General features: G+C 44.0%; 26 protein-coding genes. 19 read left to right on the forward strand and 7 right to left on the reverse strand.

The genetic code is table 11. The features are described from left to right. On the forward strand, nucleotides 1-264 hold a 264-nt coding region (locus tag AC1DLM_RS24835; protein WP_477571473.1), incomplete at its 5' end, for a hypothetical protein. Between the two features lie 240 nt (nucleotides 265-504). Here the strand turns inward: AC1DLM_RS24835 and AC1DLM_RS24840 are convergent. Further along, nucleotides 505-1,647 carry a glycosyltransferase family 4 protein gene (locus tag AC1DLM_RS24840; RefSeq protein ID WP_441991273.1) on the reverse strand — a complete coding sequence of 381 codons (1,143 nt, stop codon included), beginning with the start codon at nucleotides 1,645-1,647 and terminating at the stop codon, nucleotides 505-507. 19 nt (nucleotides 1,648-1,666) lie between these two features. After that, on the reverse strand, nucleotides 1,667-3,406 hold the full coding sequence (locus AC1DLM_RS24845; protein ID WP_441991274.1) for a CotS family spore coat protein: 1,740 nt from the start codon (nucleotides 3,404-3,406) through the stop codon (nucleotides 1,667-1,669). Nucleotides 3,407-3,738: 332 nt separating this feature from the next. On the opposite strand from AC1DLM_RS24845, the gene AC1DLM_RS24850 reads away from it, so the two are divergent. The 5 genes from AC1DLM_RS24850 to AC1DLM_RS24870 all read left to right on the forward strand — a co-directional run bounded on the left by AC1DLM_RS24850 (nucleotide 3,739) and on the right by AC1DLM_RS24870 (nucleotide 7,849). Then, nucleotides 3,739-4,185 (forward strand): DUF1761 domain-containing protein, encoded by a 447-nt coding sequence (locus AC1DLM_RS24850; protein WP_441991275.1) that lies wholly within the window; start codon nucleotides 3,739-3,741, stop codon nucleotides 4,183-4,185. 116 nt (nucleotides 4,186-4,301) lie between these two features. After that, a complete protein-coding gene (locus AC1DLM_RS24855; RefSeq protein ID WP_441991882.1) occupies nucleotides 4,302-5,033 on the forward strand; it encodes a phytanoyl-CoA dioxygenase family protein in 732 nt (243 codons plus the stop codon). 61 nt (nucleotides 5,034-5,094) lie between these two features. Next, nucleotides 5,095-5,931 (forward strand): AraC family transcriptional regulator, encoded by an 837-nt coding sequence (locus AC1DLM_RS24860; RefSeq protein WP_441991881.1) that lies wholly within the window; start codon nucleotides 5,095-5,097, stop codon nucleotides 5,929-5,931. Between the two features lie 67 nt (nucleotides 5,932-5,998). Beyond that, nucleotides 5,999-6,169: a hypothetical protein gene (locus AC1DLM_RS24865; protein ID WP_171634938.1), complete on the forward strand. Its 171-nt coding sequence runs from the start codon at nucleotides 5,999-6,001 to the stop codon at nucleotides 6,167-6,169. A gap of 771 nt (nucleotides 6,170-6,940) precedes the next feature. Then, the gene (locus tag AC1DLM_RS24870) at nucleotides 6,941-7,849 is read left to right on the forward strand and encodes a phytanoyl-CoA dioxygenase family protein (protein WP_477571474.1); all 909 of its coding nucleotides are present in this window, start codon (nucleotides 6,941-6,943) and stop codon (nucleotides 7,847-7,849) included. Nucleotides 7,850-8,003: 154 nt separating this feature from the next. On the opposite strand, the gene AC1DLM_RS24875 is transcribed toward AC1DLM_RS24870, so the two are convergent. The 3 genes from AC1DLM_RS24875 to AC1DLM_RS24885 form a co-directional block, all read right to left on the reverse strand. After that, on the reverse strand, nucleotides 8,004-8,858 hold the full coding sequence (locus tag AC1DLM_RS24875) for a helix-turn-helix transcriptional regulator (RefSeq protein WP_477571475.1): 855 nt from the start codon (nucleotides 8,856-8,858) through the stop codon (nucleotides 8,004-8,006). A 536-nt stretch (nucleotides 8,859-9,394) separates the two neighbouring features. Then, complete coding sequence (locus AC1DLM_RS24880; RefSeq protein ID WP_441991878.1) at nucleotides 9,395-10,147, reverse strand: hypothetical protein; 753 nt, start codon at nucleotides 10,145-10,147, stop codon at nucleotides 9,395-9,397. A gap of 37 nt (nucleotides 10,148-10,184) precedes the next feature. After that, the gene (locus AC1DLM_RS24885; protein WP_441991877.1) at nucleotides 10,185-10,442 is read right to left on the reverse strand and encodes a hypothetical protein; all 258 of its coding nucleotides are present in this window, start codon (nucleotides 10,440-10,442) and stop codon (nucleotides 10,185-10,187) included. Between the two features lie 173 nt (nucleotides 10,443-10,615). Between AC1DLM_RS24885 and AC1DLM_RS24890 the strand changes: the two genes are divergently transcribed. The 6 genes from AC1DLM_RS24890 (at nucleotide 10,616) to AC1DLM_RS24915 (ending at nucleotide 15,879) form a co-directional block, all read left to right on the forward strand. Beyond that, on the forward strand, nucleotides 10,616-11,710 hold the full coding sequence (locus AC1DLM_RS24890) for a glycosyltransferase family 2 protein (RefSeq protein ID WP_477571476.1): 1,095 nt from the start codon (nucleotides 10,616-10,618) through the stop codon (nucleotides 11,708-11,710). Then, complete coding sequence (locus AC1DLM_RS24895; protein WP_441991875.1) at nucleotides 11,707-12,333, forward strand: glycerol-3-phosphate acyltransferase; 627 nt, start codon at nucleotides 11,707-11,709, stop codon at nucleotides 12,331-12,333. The genes AC1DLM_RS24890 and AC1DLM_RS24895 overlap by 4 nt, the downstream gene beginning before the upstream one ends. A gap of 169 nt (nucleotides 12,334-12,502) precedes the next feature. Further along, nucleotides 12,503-12,688 (forward strand): hypothetical protein, encoded by a 186-nt coding sequence (locus AC1DLM_RS24900; protein ID WP_477571477.1) that lies wholly within the window; start codon nucleotides 12,503-12,505, stop codon nucleotides 12,686-12,688. Further along, nucleotides 12,685-13,170: a hypothetical protein gene (locus tag AC1DLM_RS24905; RefSeq protein ID WP_441991873.1), complete on the forward strand. Its 486-nt coding sequence runs from the start codon at nucleotides 12,685-12,687 to the stop codon at nucleotides 13,168-13,170. Before AC1DLM_RS24900 ends, AC1DLM_RS24905 begins: the two co-directional genes overlap by 4 nt. Nucleotides 13,171-13,605: 435 nt before the next feature. After that, entirely contained in the window at nucleotides 13,606-14,250 is a 645-nt protein-coding gene (gene trhA / locus AC1DLM_RS24910; RefSeq protein WP_441991872.1) for a PAQR family membrane homeostasis protein TrhA, read from the forward strand. Between the two features lie 195 nt (nucleotides 14,251-14,445). Then, a complete protein-coding gene (locus AC1DLM_RS24915) occupies nucleotides 14,446-15,879 on the forward strand; it encodes a HEAT repeat domain-containing protein (RefSeq protein WP_441991871.1) in 1,434 nt (477 codons plus the stop codon). A 572-nt stretch (nucleotides 15,880-16,451) separates the two neighbouring features. On the opposite strand, the gene AC1DLM_RS24920 is transcribed toward AC1DLM_RS24915, so the two are convergent. Continuing rightward, complete coding sequence (locus AC1DLM_RS24920) at nucleotides 16,452-17,291, reverse strand: helix-turn-helix domain-containing protein (protein ID WP_477571478.1); 840 nt, start codon at nucleotides 17,289-17,291, stop codon at nucleotides 16,452-16,454. 4 nt (nucleotides 17,292-17,295) lie between these two features. Next, nucleotides 17,296-17,946: a TetR/AcrR family transcriptional regulator gene (locus AC1DLM_RS24925; protein ID WP_477571479.1), complete on the reverse strand. Its 651-nt coding sequence runs from the start codon at nucleotides 17,944-17,946 to the stop codon at nucleotides 17,296-17,298. Nucleotides 17,947-18,087: 141 nt separating this feature from the next. On the opposite strand from AC1DLM_RS24925, the gene AC1DLM_RS24930 reads away from it, so the two are divergent. The 7 genes from AC1DLM_RS24930 to AC1DLM_RS24960 all read left to right on the forward strand — a co-directional run bounded on the left by AC1DLM_RS24930 (nucleotide 18,088) and on the right by AC1DLM_RS24960 (nucleotide 25,570). Beyond that, nucleotides 18,088-19,587 (forward strand): DHA2 family efflux MFS transporter permease subunit, encoded by a 1,500-nt coding sequence (locus tag AC1DLM_RS24930; RefSeq protein ID WP_441991868.1) that lies wholly within the window; start codon nucleotides 18,088-18,090, stop codon nucleotides 19,585-19,587. A 289-nt stretch (nucleotides 19,588-19,876) separates the two neighbouring features. Next, a complete protein-coding gene (locus tag AC1DLM_RS24935) occupies nucleotides 19,877-20,587 on the forward strand; it encodes a hypothetical protein (RefSeq protein WP_477571480.1) in 711 nt (236 codons plus the stop codon). 76 nt (nucleotides 20,588-20,663) lie between these two features. Further along, nucleotides 20,664-21,467, forward strand: a complete 804-nt coding sequence (locus AC1DLM_RS24940) for a hypothetical protein (protein WP_477571481.1) — start codon at nucleotides 20,664-20,666, stop codon at nucleotides 21,465-21,467. A gap of 64 nt (nucleotides 21,468-21,531) precedes the next feature. Beyond that, a complete protein-coding gene (locus tag AC1DLM_RS24945) occupies nucleotides 21,532-22,932 on the forward strand; it encodes a class I SAM-dependent methyltransferase (protein WP_477571482.1) in 1,401 nt (466 codons plus the stop codon). A gap of 29 nt (nucleotides 22,933-22,961) precedes the next feature. Then, on the forward strand, nucleotides 22,962-23,855 hold the full coding sequence (locus AC1DLM_RS24950) for a glycosyltransferase family 2 protein (RefSeq protein WP_477571483.1): 894 nt from the start codon (nucleotides 22,962-22,964) through the stop codon (nucleotides 23,853-23,855). Between the two features lie 34 nt (nucleotides 23,856-23,889). Beyond that, on the forward strand, nucleotides 23,890-25,044 hold the full coding sequence (locus tag AC1DLM_RS24955) for a DegT/DnrJ/EryC1/StrS family aminotransferase (RefSeq protein ID WP_441991863.1): 1,155 nt from the start codon (nucleotides 23,890-23,892) through the stop codon (nucleotides 25,042-25,044). 25 nt (nucleotides 25,045-25,069) lie between these two features. Continuing rightward, entirely contained in the window at nucleotides 25,070-25,570 is a 501-nt protein-coding gene (locus tag AC1DLM_RS24960; protein WP_477571484.1) for a GNAT family N-acetyltransferase, read from the forward strand. The last annotated feature ends 67 nt before the right edge of the window (nucleotides 25,571-25,637 follow it).

Consider the following 25,637-nt stretch of genomic DNA (forward strand, 5'->3'; position numbering starts at 1 on the left):
ATGAAAGACATCGCTTGGGCAGAAGTTGATGAAGTTGAGATTGAATTAGCTGATGGTTCCAAGATAGCGTTTGGTGAAGAAGAAGAAGAAGAAGAAGAAGAAGAAGAAGAAGAAGAAGAAGAAGAAGAAGATGAAGAAGATGAAGAAGAAGAAGAAGTAACAACATCGGTTGTAAACGCTGAAGAAGAAGAAGAAGAAGATGAAGATGACGATGACGACGACGACGACGACGATGATGAAGATGATGAAGAGGAAGAAGCATAAGTAATCGTATTAAAGTTATCCAATAGATTAGGCAAGTAAGGAAACCTCTTACTCTTGCTATGGCTTCTGCTATTTGGCAGAAGTACCATACTTGTAGAAAGGGGTTTTCCTGCACTTCGGTATCCGTTATTAGCCATACTTGCTCTGAGACTCACTGCACATAAAGTGGGCTGTCCCTAAGTAGAAGTGTCTACTTGTGGGACAGCCAGTTAAGTTAACTAGAAATCTGCAAATGTATACTTATCGTTGTTCCCAGACGGCAAGAATTTCCTGAGCAACGCGTTCCCATGGGAAATATTGTTCTGCCAATCTTCGTCCGTTAAGTCCCATATGTCGTGCATGGTTCATATCAGACAACAAGGAATTTAGTTTCTGTGCGTATTCGCTCGGGTCTTCTGGGTTATTGATGAGTAATCCGTTATTATTCTTAACAATCTCTGGATTGCCGCCTCTAGCTGTTGTTAGGAAGGGTAAGCCAGCGGCCATCGCTTCATAATGTACACGTGCTAACGGCTCCTGCCAAATCGAAGTACATACAAAGACATCTCCTGCACAGAACCAGCGGTGGACATCTTGCGCTTGCACATAGCCGGTTGTTATGACTGGTAGAGGTGAGCGCACGGCAAGTGCTCTGACGTAAGCGACATAGTCACTGACCGAGTTATCGCTGAACCAGGCACCACCGACAACAACGAGTACTGCATCAGGATGGTTGATTTGAGACATTGCTCGCACCAACACATGAGGACCTTTATTGCGAGTTAGCCTCCCCACAAACAAAATGACTTTCTTATTGGAGAGGTTGTGTTCTGCTCTAAGGCTCTCACGAGCGCTCCTTGCCTGTTCGGATTCCAACCATGGAGCAAAGCGATTCAGGTCAACGCCGGAATATATCGGTTTTATTTTACCAGCTGCTTGTGGGTAGTAATCACAGATGGCCGTTCCGATATACTGGCTAATCGTAATAATACGTTCAGTTTGTTCAATAACTTGAGTACCCTCGGTAAGGTTGATCTTAAAAGGATTGAACATATCATTATGCATACTAAGAATAATCCGCGATGTAGGTGCTACTTCCCTAACAGGAAGGACTAGTAAAGGGCGGTTGAAAATTTGAATAATATCAAAGTGCTCCGGCGTATGTTGTAGAAATTGGATAACCCCTGCAGCGTATGATTCAAGTAGACCATGTGATTCCACACGAACATAGTGGATACCATTCGTGACTTCATCGTTTGGCAAATCTGGGTCCGTTCTACCTAAAATAGTAATTCTGTGATGTTTACTTAATAGCGAAGCCACACCGTCAATATAGGTTTGAATAGCTCCCCCTCGAATGTTGGGGACAGGCAGCTTTTCCGTACAAATCATCAGAATGTTCACGAGTTAACAGCTTCCTTTCTCAGGCAGTCCTTTTTCTAGGGGGAATCTGCCTTTTAATCCACGGTGGAGGTACTTTCTTAGTTGTTCGAGGTTGTTGTATTTTTTTCATTGTTGGTTTCACTACACGTTTAATAGGCTTCTTAAGTCCTAGTTTACGTTTCATTGGTTTTTTTCGAGAACGAGATACAGGCTTCATTTTATTCTTAGCAAGCCATTTTTTGTAACTTTTGTATCCGTAAAAGATTCTAACATCCGAGGAACGCTTCCATTTTGTGAGTCTTCTTAATTTTCTGCGTTTCAGATAACGAGTTTTCTTGATGATTCTAGTTTTTCTCATAGCGCGTCGCTTCCTTGGAACGCGAAGTTTAAATTGCTTTTGTCCGCGAGCAGGGAGTTGAATGAGTACTGGCATTGGAGTCTCCTCAACAACTGGTTTCTTGGCGTAAACAGGTTCCTCCGCAACAGGAGACTCAGCATAAACAGGCTCTTGCACAAGTGGGATCGGTAAGATCTCTTCAACAGAAGGCGAAGTTGGTACGATTGGCGTAACGGGCATTTCGGAGTAAATAGGCGTTAACACATCTCCTGGAAGTACAAAAGACGGACGTTGGATAGACGGTTTGACGTATTCCGACGAGTAGTCTCCAGCAGGGTAATTTGCCTTATCTTTTTCGAGCTCGGTTAATGCTTGCCATTTACTTGTTTCCGTTGTCATCACTCTTTGAAGAATCGACGCAAGTTCAGTGTCAAGGAATAATTGAGGATTAAACACGATTTCTTTGACATGCTTATAAAATTCATTAGGAAAAGCCATATCGATCCACAAGATTTCGAAGGTTTCTTGGTCAAGAGGGTTGGCTTTATGATAGGCCTCAATCATGCCGCGAATCCAAGTTATATCCCACACACCCATATCATCCATGGTGCTCGTAATTAATTTCCTTAGATCTCGAATCGGCAAATCGTAGGAAACACCGTCTAAATCGATGACCCAGATACCGCCAGGTCCCATTTGACCGTTCGACCATCCAAAATCTTGATGGGCAAGTCCCCAATGGGGTTCACCTTTTGCAATCATCTGTTGGTAAGGGGAATTCTGGAAACGTTGATACATGTCGTTAGCTTGCTTCTTGAATTCTTCAATAACGGCAAGTAAGTCTGCGCTTGCTGCAGTGTCAGAGTAGGCGAGGGCGATATCCTGAAACCAACCAATTTTGGCAATTATTTTTTCGTAATATTTGCCCCATCCATAGATGCGCGAGGATTTCTCCGAACCGCTAGGAGGGACATAGCCTTTGGAGTTATTATGGAATTCCCCTAAGCCAAAGCACAGCTGAGAAGCGCCTTCCAAGTCGACTTTGGATACGGGCACTAGGGGTTCAATCCAGTCAGTAACGATCCAGAGTTTACCGCCTGCTTCAACGTAGAAATTCCCTTCCCTCGTTGGGATGAAAGATGGAACTCGGTGGCCTAAACCAGACATGTAGGATTGAGCTCCAACACTGAAAAGACTTCTTCTAGGTCGTCTGTGCAAACATTTAATACTGAGATTGCCCTTACTTGTGCTGATTTTCCAAATAGCTCCACCTTTATCTGGCTTTGAAGTAATCAAGAGCATATCATTGACTTGAAAATCATAATGTCCCATGACTTCTCGTGCCAGCATTTCTAACCCAGGAGGAACATACATGTTAGCTACGATTCCTGGCTCTAAGACGTCATCGATCCAGGGAACGATTTGATAATTTTCCACCACCATCACTCCATCACGTATTTTAAAGTGAATTGTACGTTCTAAAATACTTACTTCTGCAGCGAAAATACGCTTGTGTCCACTACAGGTATACCTTTTCATTGCTGTGAATACGAAAGTTCACCTCACATAAACCAGTTTAGGTTTATCTAATTCTATGCATATGTCATTAGGTGAATGGTTGATATGTACAAGAGTGGAACTTCACGAAAAACGATTAGACTTCTGTATACTTTTTACAGAAATAAGGAATTGACATGAAACCAAATGGTTGTATATAATGGAAACGAAACCAAATGGTTTCGCATAACGATATATAGGTGAAGAGGGGATTGGAAATGTTATTTCAAGAAATTAATTATTGGGCCGTATTCGTTACGGGGATTTTATCATTAGTGTTAGGTTTTCTTTGGATGGCTGTTATATGGGCCAAACCTTATCAGAAGCAGATGTACGGCAAGGGAGTGCAAACCGATCTTAACGTAAGTAAAGCGGATAAAATCCAGTCTTTTGTGATTTATATTCTTGTATCTTTCATAACTTCCATTGCATTCGCAGTTTGTTTAGAGCTTTGGAAATCAGGTGGACAAGCATTTGGTTATGATGGCGATAGTCTGAAGAATGCTTTTTGGTTCACTATGCTAGTAGCAGCAGGTTACACGCTTCCGTTTACAGTTGGTAAAAAGGTTTGGCAGTTCAAAAGTTGGCTAGTCGTGGCTGTAGACACCTCTTATGAGATCGTTCGCTTTACGATGCTGTTGCTTGTATTCTGGTTTTGGGTGTAAAAAAGTTAAGAACCTGAAGATATGCTAACTTCTTCTAAGCTTACGATAAGCCTCCGGATCCTATTTCAGGATATAGTTAGTGTGTAGATGAGATTACACTTTCAGGAGGGGCTACAATGAGTAAATTAACACAAGAAGAAGTCGCGTTTTATAAAAAGAATGGGTATTTTCTCTATGAGAAGCAAGTATTCTCCCCAGAGAAATTAACCGAATTAACGGAGCTGTTTGAAGATCAACTGAAGCAAAAAGGCAGCAAGCTCTCAGACGAGTTAGACACCCCGCATTTCCGTGAAGAGCGTCTATTACAGTATCTTTTAGCTGATGAAGTATTGGATCTCGTTGAGCCTATTATCGGACCTAACATTGGTTTGTGGTCTTCTCACTTTATATGTAAGGATCCATTCGTTGGACGAGCGACGCCATGGCATGAGGATTCTGCTTATTGGAAGGGCCGCGTTAGTAACTTCGATAATATTATTACAATATGGTTAGCCATCGATAATAGCACGAAGGAAAATGGCTGCATGCAAGTTATTCCAGGCACACACAGTAATGGGTTCTCTGAGTATGAGAAAGTAGATGGTGCCAAGAATCTCTTCACTACGCAAATCAAGAATATGGATACATCGACTGCCGTTCATTTTGAACTGCAAAGAGGTCAATGTTCCTTGCATGATTCACGAATTATTCATGGTGCGGATCCGAACAAGAGTGAATTCCGTCGCTGCGGATATACGATGCGCTATTTCTCTACGGATACGAAGGTCTACGCGGACAAAAATCCAAATTTCAAAGTATGGCTCGCTCGCGGTAAAGACTTAGCAGGAAATAGTTACGCGAATGTATAATAGAAGAGATTAAGTATTCATTCATTCATTCTAAACGAAATGTGGGATGAGGAGGACTTGGATGAAAAAACAACCGGTAAGACTAACGAATGAACAATTTATTCATCCTGCTTCCTCCTTTCAAATTTACTTTCAGTATATCAATAAGTACCATGAACTACATTGGCACGAATTCTATGAGCTTTGCTTTGTAGTTCGAGGCAGAGGTAAGAATGTTGTGAATGGAACCGAGCATGAGCTGCGGAAAGGCAGCTTGTTTCTACTAACTCCTGCTGATTTCCACGAAATCTATTCGTATCCAAATGAGCCGATGGAACTTTATAATCTAGTGTTTGATGAAGAGTTGCTCGATCAAGAACTGCGGGAATTCATGTTTGGGCAAGTTGCGGAATATATGGTAGATCTGAACGAGACGCATCATGAGATTATAGAGTCCGAGTTTCAACTGATACGTGATGAGGTTCAATTAAAGAAGCCAGGACATGCTATTCTGATCAAAGGGGCTTTCGAGCGGATCCTTTTGAACTTATTTCGAACTTATCACGAACGTAAAGATCAGCCAGAGTTGCAGGTTACACAGTCTCAGTCTTCAACGCTTCAGCGGGCGCTTGTTTATATGCATCATCATTTTCGGGAAGAACTCCGTTTGGAAGATGCTGCTAAGCAAGCTGGATTGGCGCCGAATTATTTTAGTCTCGTTTTTCATAAAATGACAGGTATTTCGTTCCAAAACTACTTGCAAGGGCTACGGTTGCAATTTGCCAAATCACTTCTGCAAGCTTCGGACATTCCGATTACTGAAATCTGCTTCGCCTCAGGCTTCAACACATTAACGCATTTCGAAAGAGCATTCAAGCAGAAATACGGAAGCTCTCCACGAACGTTCCGCACGAACTAAAGGTGTGGGATACGTGCCAGAAGTGTATAATGGATATATCTTATTTACACAAAGGGGACAACATCTCATGATTACTTGCAAATCGTGCTCCAAACCAACAGAACTCCATATGCAGCGTTGTTCGCACTGCGGGGCTTTGTCTCCCTACACGGTTGCTGAGAAATTCGATATGATGGCCGAGTTGGTGGAACAAGCATTGAAGCAGGAGCTCGAAGCGAGAAGAAGATTGAAACATTAGGCGAGTAGAATCACATCATAATGACTGGGACTACCCAGTGTGAAGCACCCGACATGGTCTGGTGTTTTTTTAGTTTTTGGGGGAGCACGTTTCAGCGGCGGATAGATGGATTTGTTTCAGTTGGTGTTGAGAGTGGATCAGGTTTGGAGATGGATAGTGTGATGGTGAGTGGGTAGGGAGTGAAGAGTAAAGATTAGCTAGTATGGGGCTGAGAGTAGAGTAGAGTAGAGTAGAGTAGAGTAGAGTAGAGTAGAGTTTGCACTTTGCGACATCTGCCTTACTCGCCGCGAATAAATGTATTTCCTCCAGTTAATTTCCATGAAATTCCGTCTAATCAGACATTAGATGGATTTCATACAGTTAAATTCAGTCTTTTTTGTCGTAATGGTCAAATTTGAGTAAATTAACTACATAATTTCCATCTAAAACAAATTATCGCGTTAATTCCTCCAGATTAGCTGTAGGTTTTCCAGTTATTTGGCTTGAGCATTCCCAACCCAACCCAACCCAACCCAACCCAACGCGGCTTAATCGACTGCCACTGCAGTACTACCAAGCTCGCGCATCGCAATTTGGTACTTCATATGGTTTGCAAGAGAGCAATGAAATCGAGGTCGGCATCTCCGGAAGGATTGTCCACCCGATCTGGAAGCAAGAATATCAAAGTGGACAGTGTGCTTTTGGCAACCATTATGCCTGTTTAGACTAAAGATTTTCGCTAACCGTTGCAGTAAAGTAAAGGTATCAAAGTTATTTGAGGAGGTTGTTCGCATGAGCCAACAAAAGATTCATATTCCTGAAGCTGATGCTTTACTGCAAGATGAAATTACAAGCGAGCAAGCGCAGTTTTTCTTAGAAAATGGTTTCCTTGTTATTCGGAATGCGGTAGTTGGAGAGGAGCTTCGACTCCTGCAGGAGCAAACGATGAAGGCCGTTGACATTGGAATGGCTGGTAGTGGTGACGAGGATTATCTGTACCGTGTGAGGAAAAATGGTGAACGCAAATACTGGCGGACAGAGTATATTATCGACAAGCAAGAAGCGAATAAGGCTTTGCTTGCGCATCCGTTTATTTTGCGATCAGTTGCGAAGATTCAAGGGATTAACTTCATTCCTACATGGGATTCCCTAGTTGTGAAAATCCCGAATCAGGCGGCTAGCGTGCCTTGGCATCGCGATGCGTTAGTGCCTGAGGGCTGTACAGATCCACGGCCGATCTTCAATGTTGATTTTTATTTGGATGAGGCGGATCTGAAGTCATGCTTGTKGGTTATTCCTGGTTCAAACCATTKGGCAGCTGAGGTTGCCGAGGAACGCTGCGCACTGCCAGGCTTCGATGTCAGCGATGCTGTACCCGTGCCAATGAATCCTGGGGATGTCATTTTCCACAATATTCAGCTGCTGCATGGCTCACCTGAGGGGGATGGCAATGCGCTTCGCCGTACCGTGTACTACGAGTTCCGCCCAGGTGAAATTGAAGCGGAATATGGTCCGCATACGCTAGAGTATCTATCGTTGAAGCAGCATATGCTCGTCGATTGTATCGAAAAGCGCAAAGAAGCGGCCTACACGTCAGGTGAAAAACCATACGAGTATCAGCCGAAAGGCGCATTCGCGATAGGTACGAAGCAAGTACCGAAGACTTACCGGTATACGCATACGGAATATTGGCGTGCATAAGTGAAGATGAGGCTGTTCCTCCAAGTAGATGGATGGGGGACGGCTTTTTTGTTATGTGGGCAATGAGGTGCCAACCAAAGATTTTCCAGTTAATTTGCGTGGGAGGGGGGAGCAGCAATCCAAAGTAGTGCCCGACCAGCCGCGTCCCAACGAGCTAAGAATAGATCAAATTCGAACAAAACTGGGTTAAACTTTGCCCCGTTTTTTTCTTGAACATACGCCCGAAGGTGTGGACATCCGAATAGCCGACACGATCCGCGATCTCACTGAAGGAAAGGCTGCTGTGTATGGCCAACTCCTTGGCCTTGTTAATGCGAATCCACGTCAAGTACTGCATAGGAGACATGCCGACATGTTGGCGGAATAAGGTCAAAATGTAATTTTTGCTCAGGCCCGAAACGTCTTCCAGTTCTTTAATTTGAATTTCGCGGTTGTAGTGCTCGGTGAGATAGTTTTTGATTAAGACGAGTTTGGGCATCGTGATTGCGTCAGTTTTGGCGCGGGTTGTTCCCGTTTCGAAAGCTTGCGCGGCTTCAGCAAGAATACGCATGAGTAAGCTTTGACAGTGCATTTGATGCACAAGTCCTGGTTGGCGATAATGCGAAACAAGCTGGGATAGCATCGTTTCTACCGGATGATCCGCGAAATTACCGAGCAGATGCTTATGTTTAAAGAGTTCCTCGTAAGGGAACGCAGACGTACCAAAATGGAAGACAAGTGAAATACATACATAAGGACTGTGGTCCTCTTTGATAATCGAGTGGCGTTCATTCGGACGATGAAATAAGAGATCCCCGCGGCGCGTCTCATAKGGAATGTCGCCAACGGGATAGTGAGCAAAACCATCGACGACATATTGCAGGATGAACTGCGTCATCTCTCGGTTGCGTATCGCCCATCCCTGAGGGGCATGGAACATATGAGCTAACGTAATATATGGCGGGAAATGATAATCCGCAAGCATGCCGATCGTTTCTGCCGGCTGCATGGTTGTCAGGTTGGGAGCCATCTGATCAGCACCTTTCTTAGTGCTAATTATAGCATGTAGGGGTTGATTTTGGAGTGTGCCTTTGGCAACAGAAAGTGGAGTAGTAGGGAAGGGGGAAACTGAAATAACTCTCGATATATCCCTTTTGGGTCAGATTGAGTTGATTTCAAGAACAAATCTAGCTTCTAGTTGGTGTGTATTTTGTGTCCATGTAGCTCTTTCCCATATGTGTAAGTGTGAATCGTGTATGTTTGGAGGGGATAATGTGTGGAGTAGCTAAGTTTTGAAATATTAAAGTGGAAGAGGATGAGTTTATGCAGTGAGAAAGGTTGTGTAGGCTTTAAAGTACCTGAAACGCCAGGGAAGCGAGCGCAGCCAAGGCAATAGCGCCCTTTTAGGCGCTATTGTGAGTTCGCCGGTCGGCGCGCGAGGAAATAAGGCCCTTTTTGGGCATTATCCCCTCCACAGCATCAGAATTCTAGCCGCGCAATCGGCCCCCGCCCCGCTAACCAAAAAAACTCCAGCCCCCAAAAAGGGGCTGAAGCTCTTCCTTTTCCTTATTCCGTTACTTTCTGCATCTTTCCCGGATTGTTGATCTTATACGGCACCGGGTGCTTACTCAGCTTCTTCGCGACGATTTTGCACTCGAAAGTGACGATGTCGCCGACGGCGAGTTCGAGCTTTTTGAGTGTTGCGCTGTGGCTTGACCACGCAGTGCCGATGTCCAAAGCTGGATCCAGAATGGATACAGTTTCATAGATGATGACTTCATCATCGGTGTCTGAGAAGTTGTTCGGCACGGTCGTAAACTCCATAACCGTTGCCTTCATTTTCACTTTTTCTTCAGGAAGCTCCAGTTTAGGGGCTTTCTCTTTTTTCGTTTTTTCCTTAGCAGGCGCTTTCTCAGCAGGAGCAGCTTGTCCATCTTCAGTTGTAACTTCAGCTTTCGCCGTTTTTGCAGCTTTGGCTGGCTTTTCTTCCGGCTCAGCAGTCTCCAATTCATCCGCAACAGCAGCATCTTCAGCTAGAGCCGCACCACGCTGGCTATAGTTCGCTGCTTGCATTTCCTTCAAGTAGGAAGGATGAATGCAGTGCAACTGCTTCGTATCCAATTCAATGACAGCTGTCATCGGATCTACAAGACCGACGATATTACATGCCACATTAAGGCTATTCCCTTTATAGAAAAAGGCTTTCGCTTTTACCGCTTTTTCAGAAACTAAACCCCATTCTTTACATTGCTCGATCAGCTCGGACTCTTCATCAAAACGAGTAAACGCAGCCGGTTCAATAGCGAACGCATAATCCATATGTAATCGTCCTTTCTATGTGATATAGAGGGAAAACTTATTTCACTTCTTCCTCATTGTCTTCTTCGTTAACCAGATCCACGTCCTCATATTGTACATCATCTTCTTCCAATTCTTCCTCTTCTTCTAAACGGAAATCATCGGTCTTTTCCCCGTCTTCCCAAATTTCCACAAAGAGTGCATCGCAATTTTCAAAATCAGCCGGTTTAAACGCAAGCGCTTTTTCCTCGTCGGGACCGACATAAACATTCTCAAGTGTTTCCCCATCAAAAGAGAGGATGACATAAATTTTCATAAATAAGGATGCCTCCAATAAGGTGATAAGCAATATTATAACATACCGAGTGAATTGTTCGCATGAGAAGCGATTGAACTTTCATATACATCTATATAGCCTGTATTCCCGGATCGAATTAATGTCTCGCTCAGGATCCGTTAACAGTGAGATGTGAAGGAGGAGTTCCAAGGATGACGTTACTAGTCATATGTGTCGTAGGGTGTCTGTCTGGTTTCTTGATCTTCAGAAGACAAGTGATACCGCGCAGCACCGATCAAGCTCTGAATGAAGTTAAGTTGTCTGTTATTATTCCGGCTAGGAATGAAGCGGACAATCTCCCTCACCTTCTTCATGCCCTGAAAATCCAAACCTTGGAACCCTATGAAGTCATCGTGGTGGATGATTTTTCGGAGGATCACACGAAGGAAATCGCTGAAAGTTACGGCGTTACCGTGATTTCTAATCCTCAACTGCCTGACGGATGGACGGGCAAAAACTGGGCAGTATGGAACGGTTATTCCCACGCCACCGGCGATCTTATTGCTTTCCTGGATGCCGATATTCGATTTGCACCTCGAGCATTAGAATGTTTGGTAAAAACACGGAATAAATTAGGTGGAGTCCTGTCGATCGTTCCCTACCATTACACAGAGAATCTAAGAGAGAAACTAGCGCTCATCTTCAATGTGCTCGGTGTATTTGCGTTTACGTCTCCTTTTGAGAAAAATAATAAACAGAAAGGCCTCTATGGGTCTTGTATTTTGACGACTAGGGAAGATTACGAATCGATCAAAGGCCACGAAGGCATCAAATCAGAAATGTTGGACGACCTGAATCTCGGCGCTACGTATGCAAAATCAGGTATTCCGGTGAATAATTTTATCGGCTATGGACAGGTCTCTTTTAGAATGTATCCTCAGGGTCTAAAAAGTCAAATTCAAGGCTTCGGCAAAGGCGCTGTCCTAGGCACGTCTAAACTTAAAGCAGGTACCCTTACGCTAACCGCTATTTGGGTGATTGGGCTGGTTCTCTCAGCAGCATTCCMTTTTTTCCTAGCGACATCATGGGGCATTCCGCTATTCATCGGCTATCTCTTATACATGGCGCAGCTTTTTTATTTTGTAAAATACGTTGGAATTTTCGGCATTGTTACGCCCGGGCTGCACATCGTGTCGACGTTATTTTTCATTATGGTCATGCTGTACTCGATGTATCAGGTCGTATTTCTAGGGCATGTGGCCTGGAAAGGGCGGCATGTCAAAGTAGGAAGCAGGCGAGAGCAATGATCATTGTTTGGACGATTTGTGCTTTTGTATCAGGTGCGCTCATGTTTAGTTACTGGTTAGGTCGGTTAGCTCGCAAAAACCTAAAAACCGTCGGGGACGGCAACCCAGGTGCCCTTAATTTGTGGAAAGCGGCGGGATATCGGCTGGGCATTGCTGGGGTATTGCTTGATTTTATCAAAGGGTATCTGATTATTCGATTGGCGGTGGAAGTTGGAGGGATGTCAGGGTATGGATTGATCCCAATCGCGTTAGCACCGATATTTGGGCATGCATTTTCGCCATTTTTGCGTGGAAAAGGGGGCAAAGCCATCGCTGTCACTTTCGGCGTCTGGAGTGGATTGACACAGTTTGAAGTGTCACTTGCGTTGGCGGTTATTTTGGCTGTCATGCTTGGTGGGATGAAGATGATTAACAAATGGAAGCCGATATCTTCGGAGGCAGATGGTCAGCAGGTTGTGATCGGGATGCTACTGTTAGGTGTTTATCTGTATGTGAGGGATGCGGCGGCGATGCTGCTGTGGATCTGGGTGGGAAATACGCTACTCATCATGTTCAAGCATCATAAAGAGTTGGCTGCCTTGCTGCTTAAAAAGAAGAAGGAACATGAAGGTTCTCAACTTTGAAAAGTACGACATTAAGACGCTGTCTTTCAGGAAGAGAATCAAGTTTGTTTTGCGAAGTGTCCTAGAGTTTGGTATTGTGAAGAAGCAATCATTTAAGCGTGAAGCACACGCCGCTAGCTCCTGTTTGTTGGAGTTGGCGGCGTTTTTATTTTTCTAGGAGGCGGTTGAGTTGTTTGAGAAGAAGTATGAGATCTTTTGGAGTGAGCAAGTTCGAAATGCACAAGGTCAGAGACTGGAAATGCTGCGAAGGGATTTGACGGGAACGAAGAAGCTTTTKGAGGAGGTCGTGTTGCCGGTATTGGGGACGTTTGAGGGTTTGGAACTTGAATTTGAAATGATAAGTTTGTCTGAGTGAAAATATATGGGGACGTGTGTCATCCCAAGCTGCGAATCGTGTTCGAAGAAGACAGTTTTGTCACACACGCTGAGAAAATTACAAGAGATCGCTTCTCATTCGAAAGGGCACGTGCTCGAAGCGTTGCGATGCTCGGGTACACGTATTTCCCATATAGCCGAGACGAGCTCGAGAAAAAAGCGAGTTTCTGCCAAAGAAATCTGTATGAATGGATAGGCAGATTCGGTAATGTCAAGGCGGCAGGGTTGCTCGAGTTGCCGGTGTATGAGCGGGAGGCATTGAGGTTTGCTATGCTATGTAATAAACCTTTTCAAGTGACGGAAGTGAGCCAATGGTTGCAGCTTAAAAGAGATGCATGTGGAAAAATTTTACGAAGGTTAGAAGGTAGAGGACTAGTTCAACCCATTGGAGGCGGGTTAACCAGAAGCCATAAGTTCATGTTTACTGAAAAGGCGGTAGCCCTCTTGCATGGCAAAAACTGAGGCAAACGGTCGGTGAAACCGACTATCTCGGGAGGAGCAGCAGCAATTGGAGGGGAGTTAGTCGGTGAAACCGACTATCTCAGGTGGAGTAGCGGCAATTGGAGGGTAGATAGTCGGTGAAACCGACTAACTCGGGAGAAGCAGCGGCAATTGGAGGGTAGTTAGTCGGTGAAACCGACTAACTCGGGAGGAGCGGCGGCAACTGGAGGGTAGTTAGTCGGTGAAACCGACTATCTCGGGAGAAGCAGCGGCAATTGGAGGGTAGATAGTCGGTGAAACCGACTATCTCGAGAGAAGCAGCGGCAATTGGAGGGTAGATAGTCGGTGAAACCGACTATCTCGGGTGGAGCAGCAGCAACTGCCCCACATTCCATACATACGCGCTACCTCCATGGGAAAAACTAGGACAAACAAGCGAGGGGAGTGTCTTGGCCCATGGAGGAACAACTTGCACGCAAAGAGGAACGCTTAAACACGGTTAGTCATGGGATTGGCGTGTGTTTAAGCGTCTATGGGCTCATACTGCTCTTGCAGCGGTCTGTGCTTTTTGAAGATTGGCTGTACACTGCGAGCAACGCGGTGTTCGGAATTTCCTTTTGCCTACTCTATGTGTCTTCGACGCTCCTGCATGCTGTGCGTTCACCMAAGTGGGGGAAGCGCTTTGAGAAACTGGACCACGCAGCGATATTCATCGCCATGGCGGGTTCCTATACGCCTTTCCTGCTCATTACCTGGCATAGCCGCGTTGCTATTGAGCTGCTCGTTGTCATTTGGGCGCTAGCCTTCGGCGGCGTAAGGTATGTGCACTATATCATTCAACGTTTTATGCCCTGGGGGCTAATAATGTATCTGGGCATGGGAGCTTTCATGATGCTCTTCATTATCCCACTTTATGTGCGACTTCCACATATGGCATTTGCATGGCTGGGGCTCGGTTTGGCGAGCTATCTTGGCGGTGTACCTTTTTTCCTCTGGCACAAATTGCGCTATCATCACACGATCTGGCACCTGTTTGTGCTAGCGGGAAGTACCTGCCACTTTATTGCCGTCTATAGCTACGTTATGCCTGCGCTTTTATAAGGTAGGATCGATGTGATTAATACTGAACGCCTGATTTGCAACAAGATTAAGATCATTGTCGCAAAGTGTAAGGCGGATAATAATACCTTAATTTTGTGCTAGCACGGATTAAGATTGTTTATTTAATGTCCGGTTCATCATTCATATAATAAAAGCATGGTTCACTTATTCCTACATGCCAAGGAGGCAGAGACAATGCAAAGCAACACACCTTTATTATTGACTGATGAGCAAATGAGAACGTTTATTACGAATGGCTGCCTGATTCTTAAAACTGATTTTCCGCGTGAATTCCATGAAAGTTTAGTAGAGCAATTGAACACGGTTTACACCGAAGAAGGCAATCCTGGCAATAATCTTTTACCTCGAATCCGCGAGCTGCGCAAGGTTTTCGATCATCCCGTTGTAACAGGTGCGTTAACGAGTGTACTAGGACCTAATTATATGATGCATGCGCATCGGCATGGGCATTTTAATGCATCTAGCGTAGCTGGTGGTTGGCATAAAGATAGCTATTGGGGTTACAAAAGGGCGCGCAACCATCACCCGCAATGGGCGATGATTATGTATTTCCCACAGGATACACCTGTGGAATTAGGGCCGACTGGCGTACTGCCAGGTACGCAAAACTACGAATCTCGTACTTTTGAAGGGAATGAACCAGAGGGTGAGGTTTTGGCGAGTGGGGAAGCGGGGACTTTTGCGCTGATTCATTATGATATTTGGCACCGCTCCACTCCAAATGTGTTGGGTCAGCCTCGCTATATGTTGAAGTTTGAATTTATGCGGACTGAGCTGCCACAATCGCCAAGCTGGGATAATCAAGAAAGCGGCTGGCGCAAACCTGAGGGGTTACAGCTGCCGATAGGTGAGCACGATTTGATGTGGGAAGAGACGTGGAATTGGCTGTCGGGACAAGTGGGCAGCATCGCTAACACGATTACTTCTGATCCGCAGCGAATCGCGGAATTGAGCGCGGGGTTGAGCAGTTTTGAGCCTAGTGCCATTAATGCAGCTTACGAACTTGCGGCAAGTGGTCAAAGTGGCGTAGACGCATTGCTTCAAGCCCTTCATAGTGAGGATAAAAATGTGTCGCGACTCGCTGCGTATGGCTTATCTGTTGCGGGAAGTGAAGCTGTTAGCGGATTGGTTGCAGCATTGACGGCAGGGGAGAATGAAGCGGCGGAAGCGAATTCTGAGGAAGTCATCGCGAATGCCGTATTCGCGCTGGGTGAATTGAGAGGCCTCACAAGCGAGGCAGTACCTGCACTTGTTAACTTGATGCAGCATCCGTCGGAGACGATCCGCTGCGCTGTCGTTGATGCCCTTGGTCTTATGGAAGCTGGCCACGATCAAGTGGTGGCGTGCTTAGGGGACGCTCTGCAGGATGAAAGTGCACAGGTGCGATTCATGTCCAGCTTGGCGCTGTCCCGTTTAGGGGCAAGTGCAGAAGCAGCGATTCCACAATTGGAAATCGCTCTGGACGATGAGAATCGCTACGTGCGTGCGCATGCGGCGGAATCCTTACGCTATGTTGGCACGGAGCGTGCGAAAGACACGCTCATTAAGTTCCTGCTTAACGCGCGTTGGTGTCCAACGACGACGGCGAAGAATGCTTTTTATCCGTAAGATGCTAGCAACAAGAACCCCCATCGATGTGATGGGGGTTCTTGTTTTATGGGGAAGTGGTACCTCACCGTTGGATCGGTAACGATTACCGCTGAAAGCTCCCTTTATGAACGAATATGCAGGCTAACCGCCACTATTCTGCTATTCATGCTATTTATTCTTTCAAGTAACTAATACTCCCAAGTAATTCTCACTCGCTAACCTAAGCGACCAACTCCCAAGTAACTAACCCCTTGCAAACCAGCCACGCCAACCACGTCCACCAGGCCCACCAACGTCCACCAGGCCCACCACCATTAAATGGAAAACATACATCTAATTTTCTCGAAATCATCTTTAATAATGAAATAAACGGAAAAAGATCAGCTAATCCTGCCATATCAAGCTGTAAATGGCAAATCTCTCGAAAATAGATGGAGGTTATCCATCTATTTCGCTATTTAGCTAGTTTTACAAGAAATTAACTACCTAATTTACAGTTAAATTTGGCGCGGAGGCGTTTGGATACAGGAGCAGGTGTGAGTGTTGCGGTGGATGTGGATGTTGTCTCGCCCTCCAACCGCATCCAAAACTCACCGCGGCCGCAAATCGCGGAACGCCGTTGGTTTAAATCCCGTTTGTTCCTTGAACATGCGGGAGAAATACGATAATTCCATGCCGAAGGAATCGGCAATTTGGGAGACATTCAGCTCCGTTGTCAGGAGCAAATCTTTCGCTTTTTCCGAGCGCAGATGGTTCATATATTGGATCGGGGAGTATCCCGTAAATTGTTTGAACGCATTGATGAAATAATTCGGATGATAATGAGCGAGCTGGGCAAGCGTTTCAATCGAAACCTGATCAGCCATATGCTGCTCCATGTAATTCAGAACTACACTCATTTTCTCGTGGGTTGGCGTAGTAGCCAAATTCAGCTTCACGGCAGCATTGCCATCTATGAAATCCGCGATTAGTTCATGAAGGACGCCTGTCACCCGGAATTCTGCGGATAAAGCATCGCTGTGACGATAAGCAATCAACTTTTCGAACGTTTGCCTAAGGGCTAACGCGTCCTTAACGACAATCGAAGGGCTGGTGTGCAAAATTTGAAAGAGATCCAAATCACCGATTTTCGCAGTGAAATGGCACCAATACTTGCCGAAGGTATCCTCACTAATCGTGCCATAGGCTTGGTCGCTGCCAGCAGGTAGAAGGTAGAGCTCGCCAGGACGAGGATAATAGGTTTGATTGCCTATTTTAACAAAACCTTCACCTTCCATAATAAAATACAGCCGATTGACAGGGCATGCCGGGTTCTCATCGTTCCAACTACGTGATACTTTTGTGTAAGCCGCATAGTCGACATCTATTCTGGCTTTCGCCATATATTTCTTCCAAAAGGTACGTTGGCTCGCATTCATATCTGATTTCATCGATTTATATTCCTTTTACAAAGAGTCGACATATGCCTTCAGTAAATTGCTGCTTCGTATAGCCAAGTACATCTCTATGGTACGTGTACTGTTCTGGAAAAAGGGAAATGAGCAGCGTATTGATCGTCAATGTGACGTCAATATCTTCGATCTCGCCATTTTGAATGGCATTTTGGATGAGTGGAGCTAGGATATTGTGGAGTCTGACAAAAAAAGGCTTTTTGTGAATGCTGTAGTTGCGCTTGTCTGCATGCATGGAAGAGATGACAGACAACAGGCTGACATTCTCGTCAACGAAATCAATGACATCATGGATACAAGCGGATAGCTGCGCTAGTCCTGATTCTRGAGGTCCAGCAATGAGGTACTTCTCCTCCATCATATCAATAAACCGATTAGTCGTAGATTTGATCAAATCGCTGCACACATCGCCTATATGGGTATAGCGGCGGTATAAGGTTCCTTGGCCCACGCCAGATTCCTTCGCAATTTGATGCATCGTGACGGATTCTATTTCATTCGTTTCTAAAAGCGTGCGCGCAGCAGATAGGATGCGTCGGCGATATTCCGTATCACGTTCTCCACGGCGGCTGCTTGATGGAATGGCTTCTTTTATAAGTTCACAGACTCCTTGATGATCATCTGGATGTGTCATATTTTCGTTCCTCCTGGTAGAAAGATCGTCCATAAAAAATTTATTTGACTTTGCGGACAATTGTCCGTAATATGAGGTAGCGGACAATTGTCCCCTATATTGTAACACGTGAAGAGAGAGATTGTCTAAGGAGGAGTTAGGATGAGTCAAACGGCTGTATCCGGTGGAAGTGAGCCGGAATTTAAGATTACGAGCATTCTGGTGCCGTTAATCGCCATTATCACAGGCATATTCATGGTTATCCTCGACACGACAGCAATGAACGTTGCATTGTCGAAGTTAGTGGTTGACTTCAAAACTGATCTACCTACAATTCAATGGGCGGTAACAGGCTATATGCTGGCATCCGCTGCGGTAATTCCATTAGCGGGGTGGTTATCTGACCGTTTTGGAGCGAAAAATGTTTTCCTTACATCCGTATTTTTATTTACGATTGCATCTCTTTTATGTGCGACGCCAAACACAGCTGAAATGTTGATCTTTTTCCGCATTCTGCAAGGCTTAGGCGGAGGCTTCGTGATGCCAGTCGCTATGGCGTATGTATACAGACTTAGTCCGCCTAACAAGATTGGGCAAGTGATGGGTATGCTTGGCGTACCTATTTTATTAGCACCAGCTATTGGGCCAATCTTATCAGGTTGGTTAGTGGAATACCATTCGTGGCACTGGATTTTCCTAATTAATTTGCCTGTCGGTATTTTCAGCTTAATTTTTGGATTATGGAAATTACCTGTTGTGGCGCGTAAAAAAGTTGCCGGATTCGACCTGCCAGGGATGATCCTGGGTCCGATTGCTTTCGCTTCGTTATCTTATGGTATTTCACAAGGTGCTTCAGGGTGGACGTCTGATAAAGCGCTTGGCGGTATCATCGTTGGTGCCGTTGCATTGATTGCCTTCGTCATCGTTGAGCTCAGAACGAAAATTCCATTGCTTGAGCTTCGCGTTTTTAAATCATTCGATTTTTCCTTTAGTATATTCATTCAATGGGTGATCCAATTCTGTATGTTTGGCGCGATTTTCCTTCTTCCGCAATTCCTGCAGCAAGCCCGTGGTTACGGTGCATTCGATACCGGTTTGACCCTGTTCCCGCAAGCGATCGCGTCTGGACTTATGATGCCAATTGGTGGTTATTTATTTGATAGAATCGGTATTCGTTGGTTAGTTGTCATCGGTCTTACCCTGGTGTCAGGGGCGATTTTCCAATATTCTCATTTGGATCTGAGCACACAAAGAACAGATCTCATTCTACCACTAGCGATGGCTGGAGCGGGTATGGGACTCATGATGATGCCAATCAACTCCCATTTGATCAAAAAAGCTCCGCAAGACCTCGTCAGCCGAGTGACTTCGTTGACAAGTGCGATGCAGCAAGTTATTAGCTCCTTCGGTGTTGCTATCGTCGTTACAATTCTGACTTCACGTGTGACAACGTTGATTACCGAGCAGAAGCTTCCAATGAGTTCCCCTGCAGATATGCAAAAGTCGATGCTATCCGTAGCTCCTGATGCATTCGGATATACGTTCACATGTATGATGATTATCGCGATGTGCGGAGTAGTTCTTGGACTCTTCCTGCGCCGCGGCAAGACGGAAGCACATCATGAAACAAGAACAGACGTTGCGCTAGAAGGTTTGCACTAAGCTAGATTGGTTGGATTGGCCATATATTTTAGATATAAAAAGACAGCCTGTAAGTAGATCTTCTACTTACAGGCTGTCTTTTTTATTTCATAGTACTAGCAATAAAAGTTCGTTGGTCGGCGGTAATTAAAGATAAGCCTTTCTTGGGAATTAATGGATGAACAATGATTCTAGCCGTTGCAGGCGGACCTGCCAGGGCATATCTTAGGAGCAAGGTTTTCGTTTTGAACCAGGAGCAGAGAACATGAAGTCCTTCAAAGTAAAGGAGTGTCTGGGAAGGAGGCACTAAATGAACCGGTGGGACGTGACTTTTGAGACGAAGTGCTATGAAAAGGATTGGCGTTACCTTCTTCAGACACCGAGACTGGAAGCTAATCTTCGCTACAATCAGTTTCCGTTCAAGGAAGCAGTTTTATACATCAATAACGTGAACGATCCGGAAGAGGTTAGCTATTATGCCGACAAGTTGGTTCAGAATGGCGTACTCACTTCCTATAAAGTCGTGGATCTTTACGCAAAGGAGGCACTGGACTTCTTTGCAATCGATAAAGACAGTTTTAACGGAGGATATTATTATTCCATTTCCGAACTTGTTGCTATTTACTTGTGCACAACGGATTATTTGCTCCATTTCTCCAGTGACTCGATCTTGGAGAGGCCGCTCGAATGGGTGGAGTCAGCGCTTGAAAATATGGAAGATGACCCCAGGATTAGAGTTGCAAATCCAACATGGAACGCTAGTTACGAATATGCGAAGCAAGAATCTCTGGAAGAGAATGATCGGTTTTATATGGGATATGGCTTTTCGGATCAATGCTATCTGATTCGTACCGAGGATTTCCGAGCGCGCATCTACAATGAAACACATCCGGCATCGCAAAGGTACCCAGCTTACGGTGGTGAATTGTTCGAGAAACGGGTGGACTCCTGGATGAGGAACCATCAATATTTGCGAATAACGTATAAACATGGCAGCTACATTCACCGTAATTTTACTTAAAACATCGGATAGCGACACACGGGTTTCAAACGAATACTCAAGCTGGTTCAAACTATCTTGAAAGATGTGATACTATATGATCTGTTTTACAATATTGGCACATGAGGACGAAAGCGTACTAACTGAGCAAATAAAAAATATTCGACATTACATTCCTAATGTCAAGATTGTCTTATACAACGGAGGTGCAAATAGGGACTTCGGCAGTTGCCAAGGCATTCCCATTTGTCCGTACAGCAGGCCTTTACAATATGGGAAATTAGGCAGATTTCTATATGATGTCATGCATTGGCTTGAAGAAACGAACATTGAATACGATTACCTCATTAACCTGGACTCTGACGTACTTTTTATCAAGCCTGGTTTTGAGTCATTCATCGAAGAGGTAATGGAAGGCTATGACTGCATGGGAGCTCATATGCAAATGCAACGTTCAGCGCATGATAATCCACAATTTTATCCGGGGGTTACGCTGTGGAACGAATGGCATCGCTGGCAACCGTTCTTCCAGACAAACTACTTTGTCCGCTATTTTAATCCAGCACAAGTTTATCGTCGCTCCATAGTTAGGAAAATAGTCGATGAGACCGATTTTAATCAGCTAGAGCAATTATTAGCTGCAACGAATACCTTTGCAATGGAAGAAATGCTCTATGCCACACTCGTTATGAAATATGGAGGAAAGTGCCGGGAGTATCCTTGGGATTATGAAGAAAGCCTGCAATACGTGCGTACTGTAAAACCTATTTCTTTCGATGAAATGAAGGCGGCAAAATTAGAGTCTCACTATTATTGGGTTCATCCGGTTAAAGGAGAAACATTTACATTTATGAGCATGTTATCGAAACAACTGGATCATAAGCAGAAATCAGGACAGTAAGCGATATCCTGTTTCAATTGGAATTGAAGGCAGATAAACTTCAAAGTGAGGGTGGTAGAAAATAATGGTTACAACACCTAAAAGATTTGCGGCACATATTCTCCTTTTTGATTCAAAGAAACTTATTTTAAAGATGTTAGAAAATTGCGATCCATTTGTTGAAAAGATATACGTCGCATACAGCAAAGTCCCGTGGAGTTACAATCCTCAAGCCAGAGATGACATGACTAACACTGCTGATCTTAGTATATTAATGGAATCCAAATATGCTGATAAAATAGAGATCATCCACGGAGTTTGGGACTGGGAGCACGATCAGAGGAACGCTTGTCTGAAAAAAGCCAAAGAAGATGGATTTGATTTCTTACTTGTTCAAGATGCAGATGAATTCTATACAACTGAAGCTTATGGAAGGATGATTGAAGATATCAGCAGCGAACCTGATTATGACTGTTATGAAACCCCTTGGTGCAATTTCTGGAAATCTTGGGATTACATCTTAGTGAACGAAGCAGGATCCAGTGTTCATGGTTATCGTCCTAATGTAGCAATGAACTGCAAGCGAGACATTTGGTTTACTAGCCATCGCGGTCCAGGATACGCTGCGAAAGTCAAAATACTCAATTCGTTATGTTTTCACGGAAGTTATGTGCTTGAAGATGAAGAGGTATACCGCAAAATTAATTCGTGGGGCCATGCTTTAGATTTTGACCGTGAAGCTTGGTACTCTAATAAGTGGCTGAATTGGTCGGAAGGCAGTGAAGATCTTCACCCTACCCACCCTTATGTTTGGAAAAGAGCAGTTAAATTTACTGGCGCGCTGCCAGAAGTTCTCCGAAACGACAATGCAACAACGACCAGCATCCGTAAGGTAGATGAATCAGAATCTCCTAGTATCGATATTCTTAAACATTTGAGCATAAGTTATTGGCTTCATACTATTCAAACGATTGATGGGTGGCTATCCTATATTGAACAAATCGCTTTGCTGCACATTCCACTTATGGTGAATCACTTAGATGGGKCTATTGTAGAAATTGGATCTTATAAAGGAAAAAGCACCGCTTGCCTGGCCATTGGTAGTACTCTCTTTACGGAAAAGAAAAAGAAGGTCTTCGCCATTGATCCATTCGTAATATCCTCGCCGGAAGAATTCCGAAATAATATAGAAAAAATTGAATTGCCGAACACGATTATTTCGATCCCCAAATTCAGCACGGAAGCCTATGAGGATTGCCCTGATTCCATTGCGGCATTATTCATTGATGGGGATCATAGTTACTGGGGTGTCAAACATGATATTGATTACTATGCTGTAAGGGTAGTACCTGGCGGGATTGTAGCATTTCACGATTATACGAATTCCCTGGATGTCAAACAAGCTGTGGATGAAATGTGCAGAAATCCAAATTATCGATATTTATGCGATTACGATAGTATGAGAATTATTCGCAGAATTGGCTAATAACCTTTCATGCTAAATGGAGGAATGATATGGATAATAAGCCGCTTGTCAGTATTCTGATCCCTGCTTATAACAGGCCTCATTATTTGAGGTTAGCGCTAGAAAGTGCTATTAATCAAACCTATCCAAATATTGAAATCATCATTTGTGACGATAGCACGAACATGGGCGTATGGGTTATGATGCAGCCCTATCTAGCACATTACCCGAATATCAAGTATGTTAAAAACGACACCGTGCTATTTGTGAAAAATTGGAACAAGTGTTTTGAACTATCCTCTGGTGAATATGTGAACTATTTAATGGATGATGATTTGTTTCACCCTGAGAAAATTGAGCGAATGATGGCATGCTATTTGGAGATGCCGGATGTCGCGTTAGTTACTTCTTACCGCCAGTTGATCGACGGATCCGGGAACGAAAGATCTGCTGTATATGCAACACGAAGATTGTTCAATGAGACGACGGTGTTGAAAGGAATTGATTTTGGCAATGACATATTGAGTGACGGACATAATGTGATCGGAGAGCCGACAACTGTGCTTTTTCGGAAAAAGGATTTAATAGAACCGTTCGGCATTCTTTGTGGCAGACAGTTTACGACCATCAATGATTTGGCGACATGGCTCTCGCTTCTTGTTCGAGGTAATGCGGTTTATTTACCTGAGACACTCAGTTATTTCCGCATACATCTAGGACAAAATCAAAACTCTCTCGGCATATCTTCATTTGCAGATTGGAGCGAATTGACGATATGTGCAAGAGAGGCAGGTTTTTTACAGAACTMGGACCGGTACAAGGCTGCGCTTGATTTACAATTGAAAAGGCTAGTTGAAAATACTTTGTTACCTTCTTTTTCGGAATATGTTCCGAAAATCAACGAGCAGCGGAAAAAGATCGAAGCTATCATTTCCAATCTGTGAGGAAGTTCTAATGCCGAATAAGGAAGTGTACAACATGAGTATCCAATTATTTGTACCCAAATTTAGAATAGAAGAATGTCTCGAAGAAATTCGGGAGTGTTTAGAAAAAGGTTGGACTGGTTTGGGATATAAAACAATTGAATTTGAAAATAAATGGAAAGATTACACACAGTTGTCTCATGCGCATTTTATTAATTCAGCTACTGCAGGCCTTCATTTAGCTTTAAAAGTATTGAAAATGGAAAATAAGTGGGAAGACGGAGATGAGATTATAACGACTCCATTGACTTTTGTTTCAACCAATCATGCGATCCTGTATGAGAATCTTCATCCTGTTTTTGCAGATGTTGACGACCAGTTATGCTTAGATCCCATAGATGTGGAGAAGAAGATTACGAAAAAGACCAAAGCGGTTCTTTTCGTGGGATTGGGGGGGAATGTCGGTCAATACGAGAAAATTGTTGAGTTATGCAAAGTCCATCGTTTAAAAATTATTTTAGATGCCGCTCATATGGCAGGTACTAGGGTAGATGGCAAAATTCCAGGGCATGAGGCTGACGTGGTCGTTTATTCTTATCAAGCCGTAAAAAATTTACCGACAGCTGATTCTGGCATGATTTGCTTTAAAGAGCAAAAACACGATGAGCTCTGTAGAAAAATGACCTGGCTCGGAATCAATAAAGACACTTATCAACGTACAAGCAGTAAGGGTGCATATAAGTGGAAATACGATGTTGAATTCTTGGGATATAAATATCACGGCAACTCCATTATGGCTGGAATAGGGTTAGTGCAATTGAAATATTTAGATCAGGATAATGCCTATAGGAGACAAATCGCAAGTTGGTATGATCAGCATTTTAAAAAGGTTCCCATGCAAATAAGAACGATTGCCGTATCGCCGAATTGTGAGTCTTCCAGACATTTGTTTGTAATTGAAATCGATCATAGAGATGAAGTGTTATTAGCATTGAACGAAAGCGGTATCTACCCAGGCGTTCATTATAGGGATAATACGGTATACCCTCTTTACCAATATGGACAACATACATGTCCTAACGCCAAAAGATTGAATGAACGGATTCTTTCGTTACCTCTTCATTTAAATTTAACTAAAAAAGACGTAGACTATGTGTCAGAAATGGTGATTCAATATACCAGTCATTCTGGKGGTACTCATGGACCATAATTATGTTGTTAAAAGAGAAGATTTCATGTTAAGACCTCTTGGAATCGAGGACCTAGAGGACCTAAGGAATTGGCGAAATTCAGACACGATCCGCAAGTGGTTTGTTGATCAAAGCTTAATTACGAGCTCGCAACAAACGAACTGGTACACGAACTATCTGAAAAAAGAAAATGATCTATTTTTTATTATTGTTGATTTGAAAATACGTCTGAGACCTGTTGGCGCATTATCTCTGTACAATATTAATTATGAAGGCAGGGAAGCTGAATTCGGGAGATTTATGATCGGGGATCCCGCTGCTAGAGGGATGGGTTTAGGGGGAAAAACATTAGATGCGATCTGTGAGTTCAGCAGAGAGGTTTTAGGTTTAGATTCCATGTATCTTGAAGTTTTGAGTGATAATGAAGCAGCGATTAAAGTCTATGATAGAGTTGGTTTTAAAATCGTAGATGGATTCATATCGATGAACACCATCATGATGTCTAAGCAATTGAATGCTTATACAGATGGGAGTGTTATGGAATGAAAATAGAGTGATGGCTACCATTTGGCGGCCATTGACAATCTAAAGAACTCGATTATTACGATATTAT

The organism is Paenibacillus sp. 01T442 (assembly GCF_056398345.1).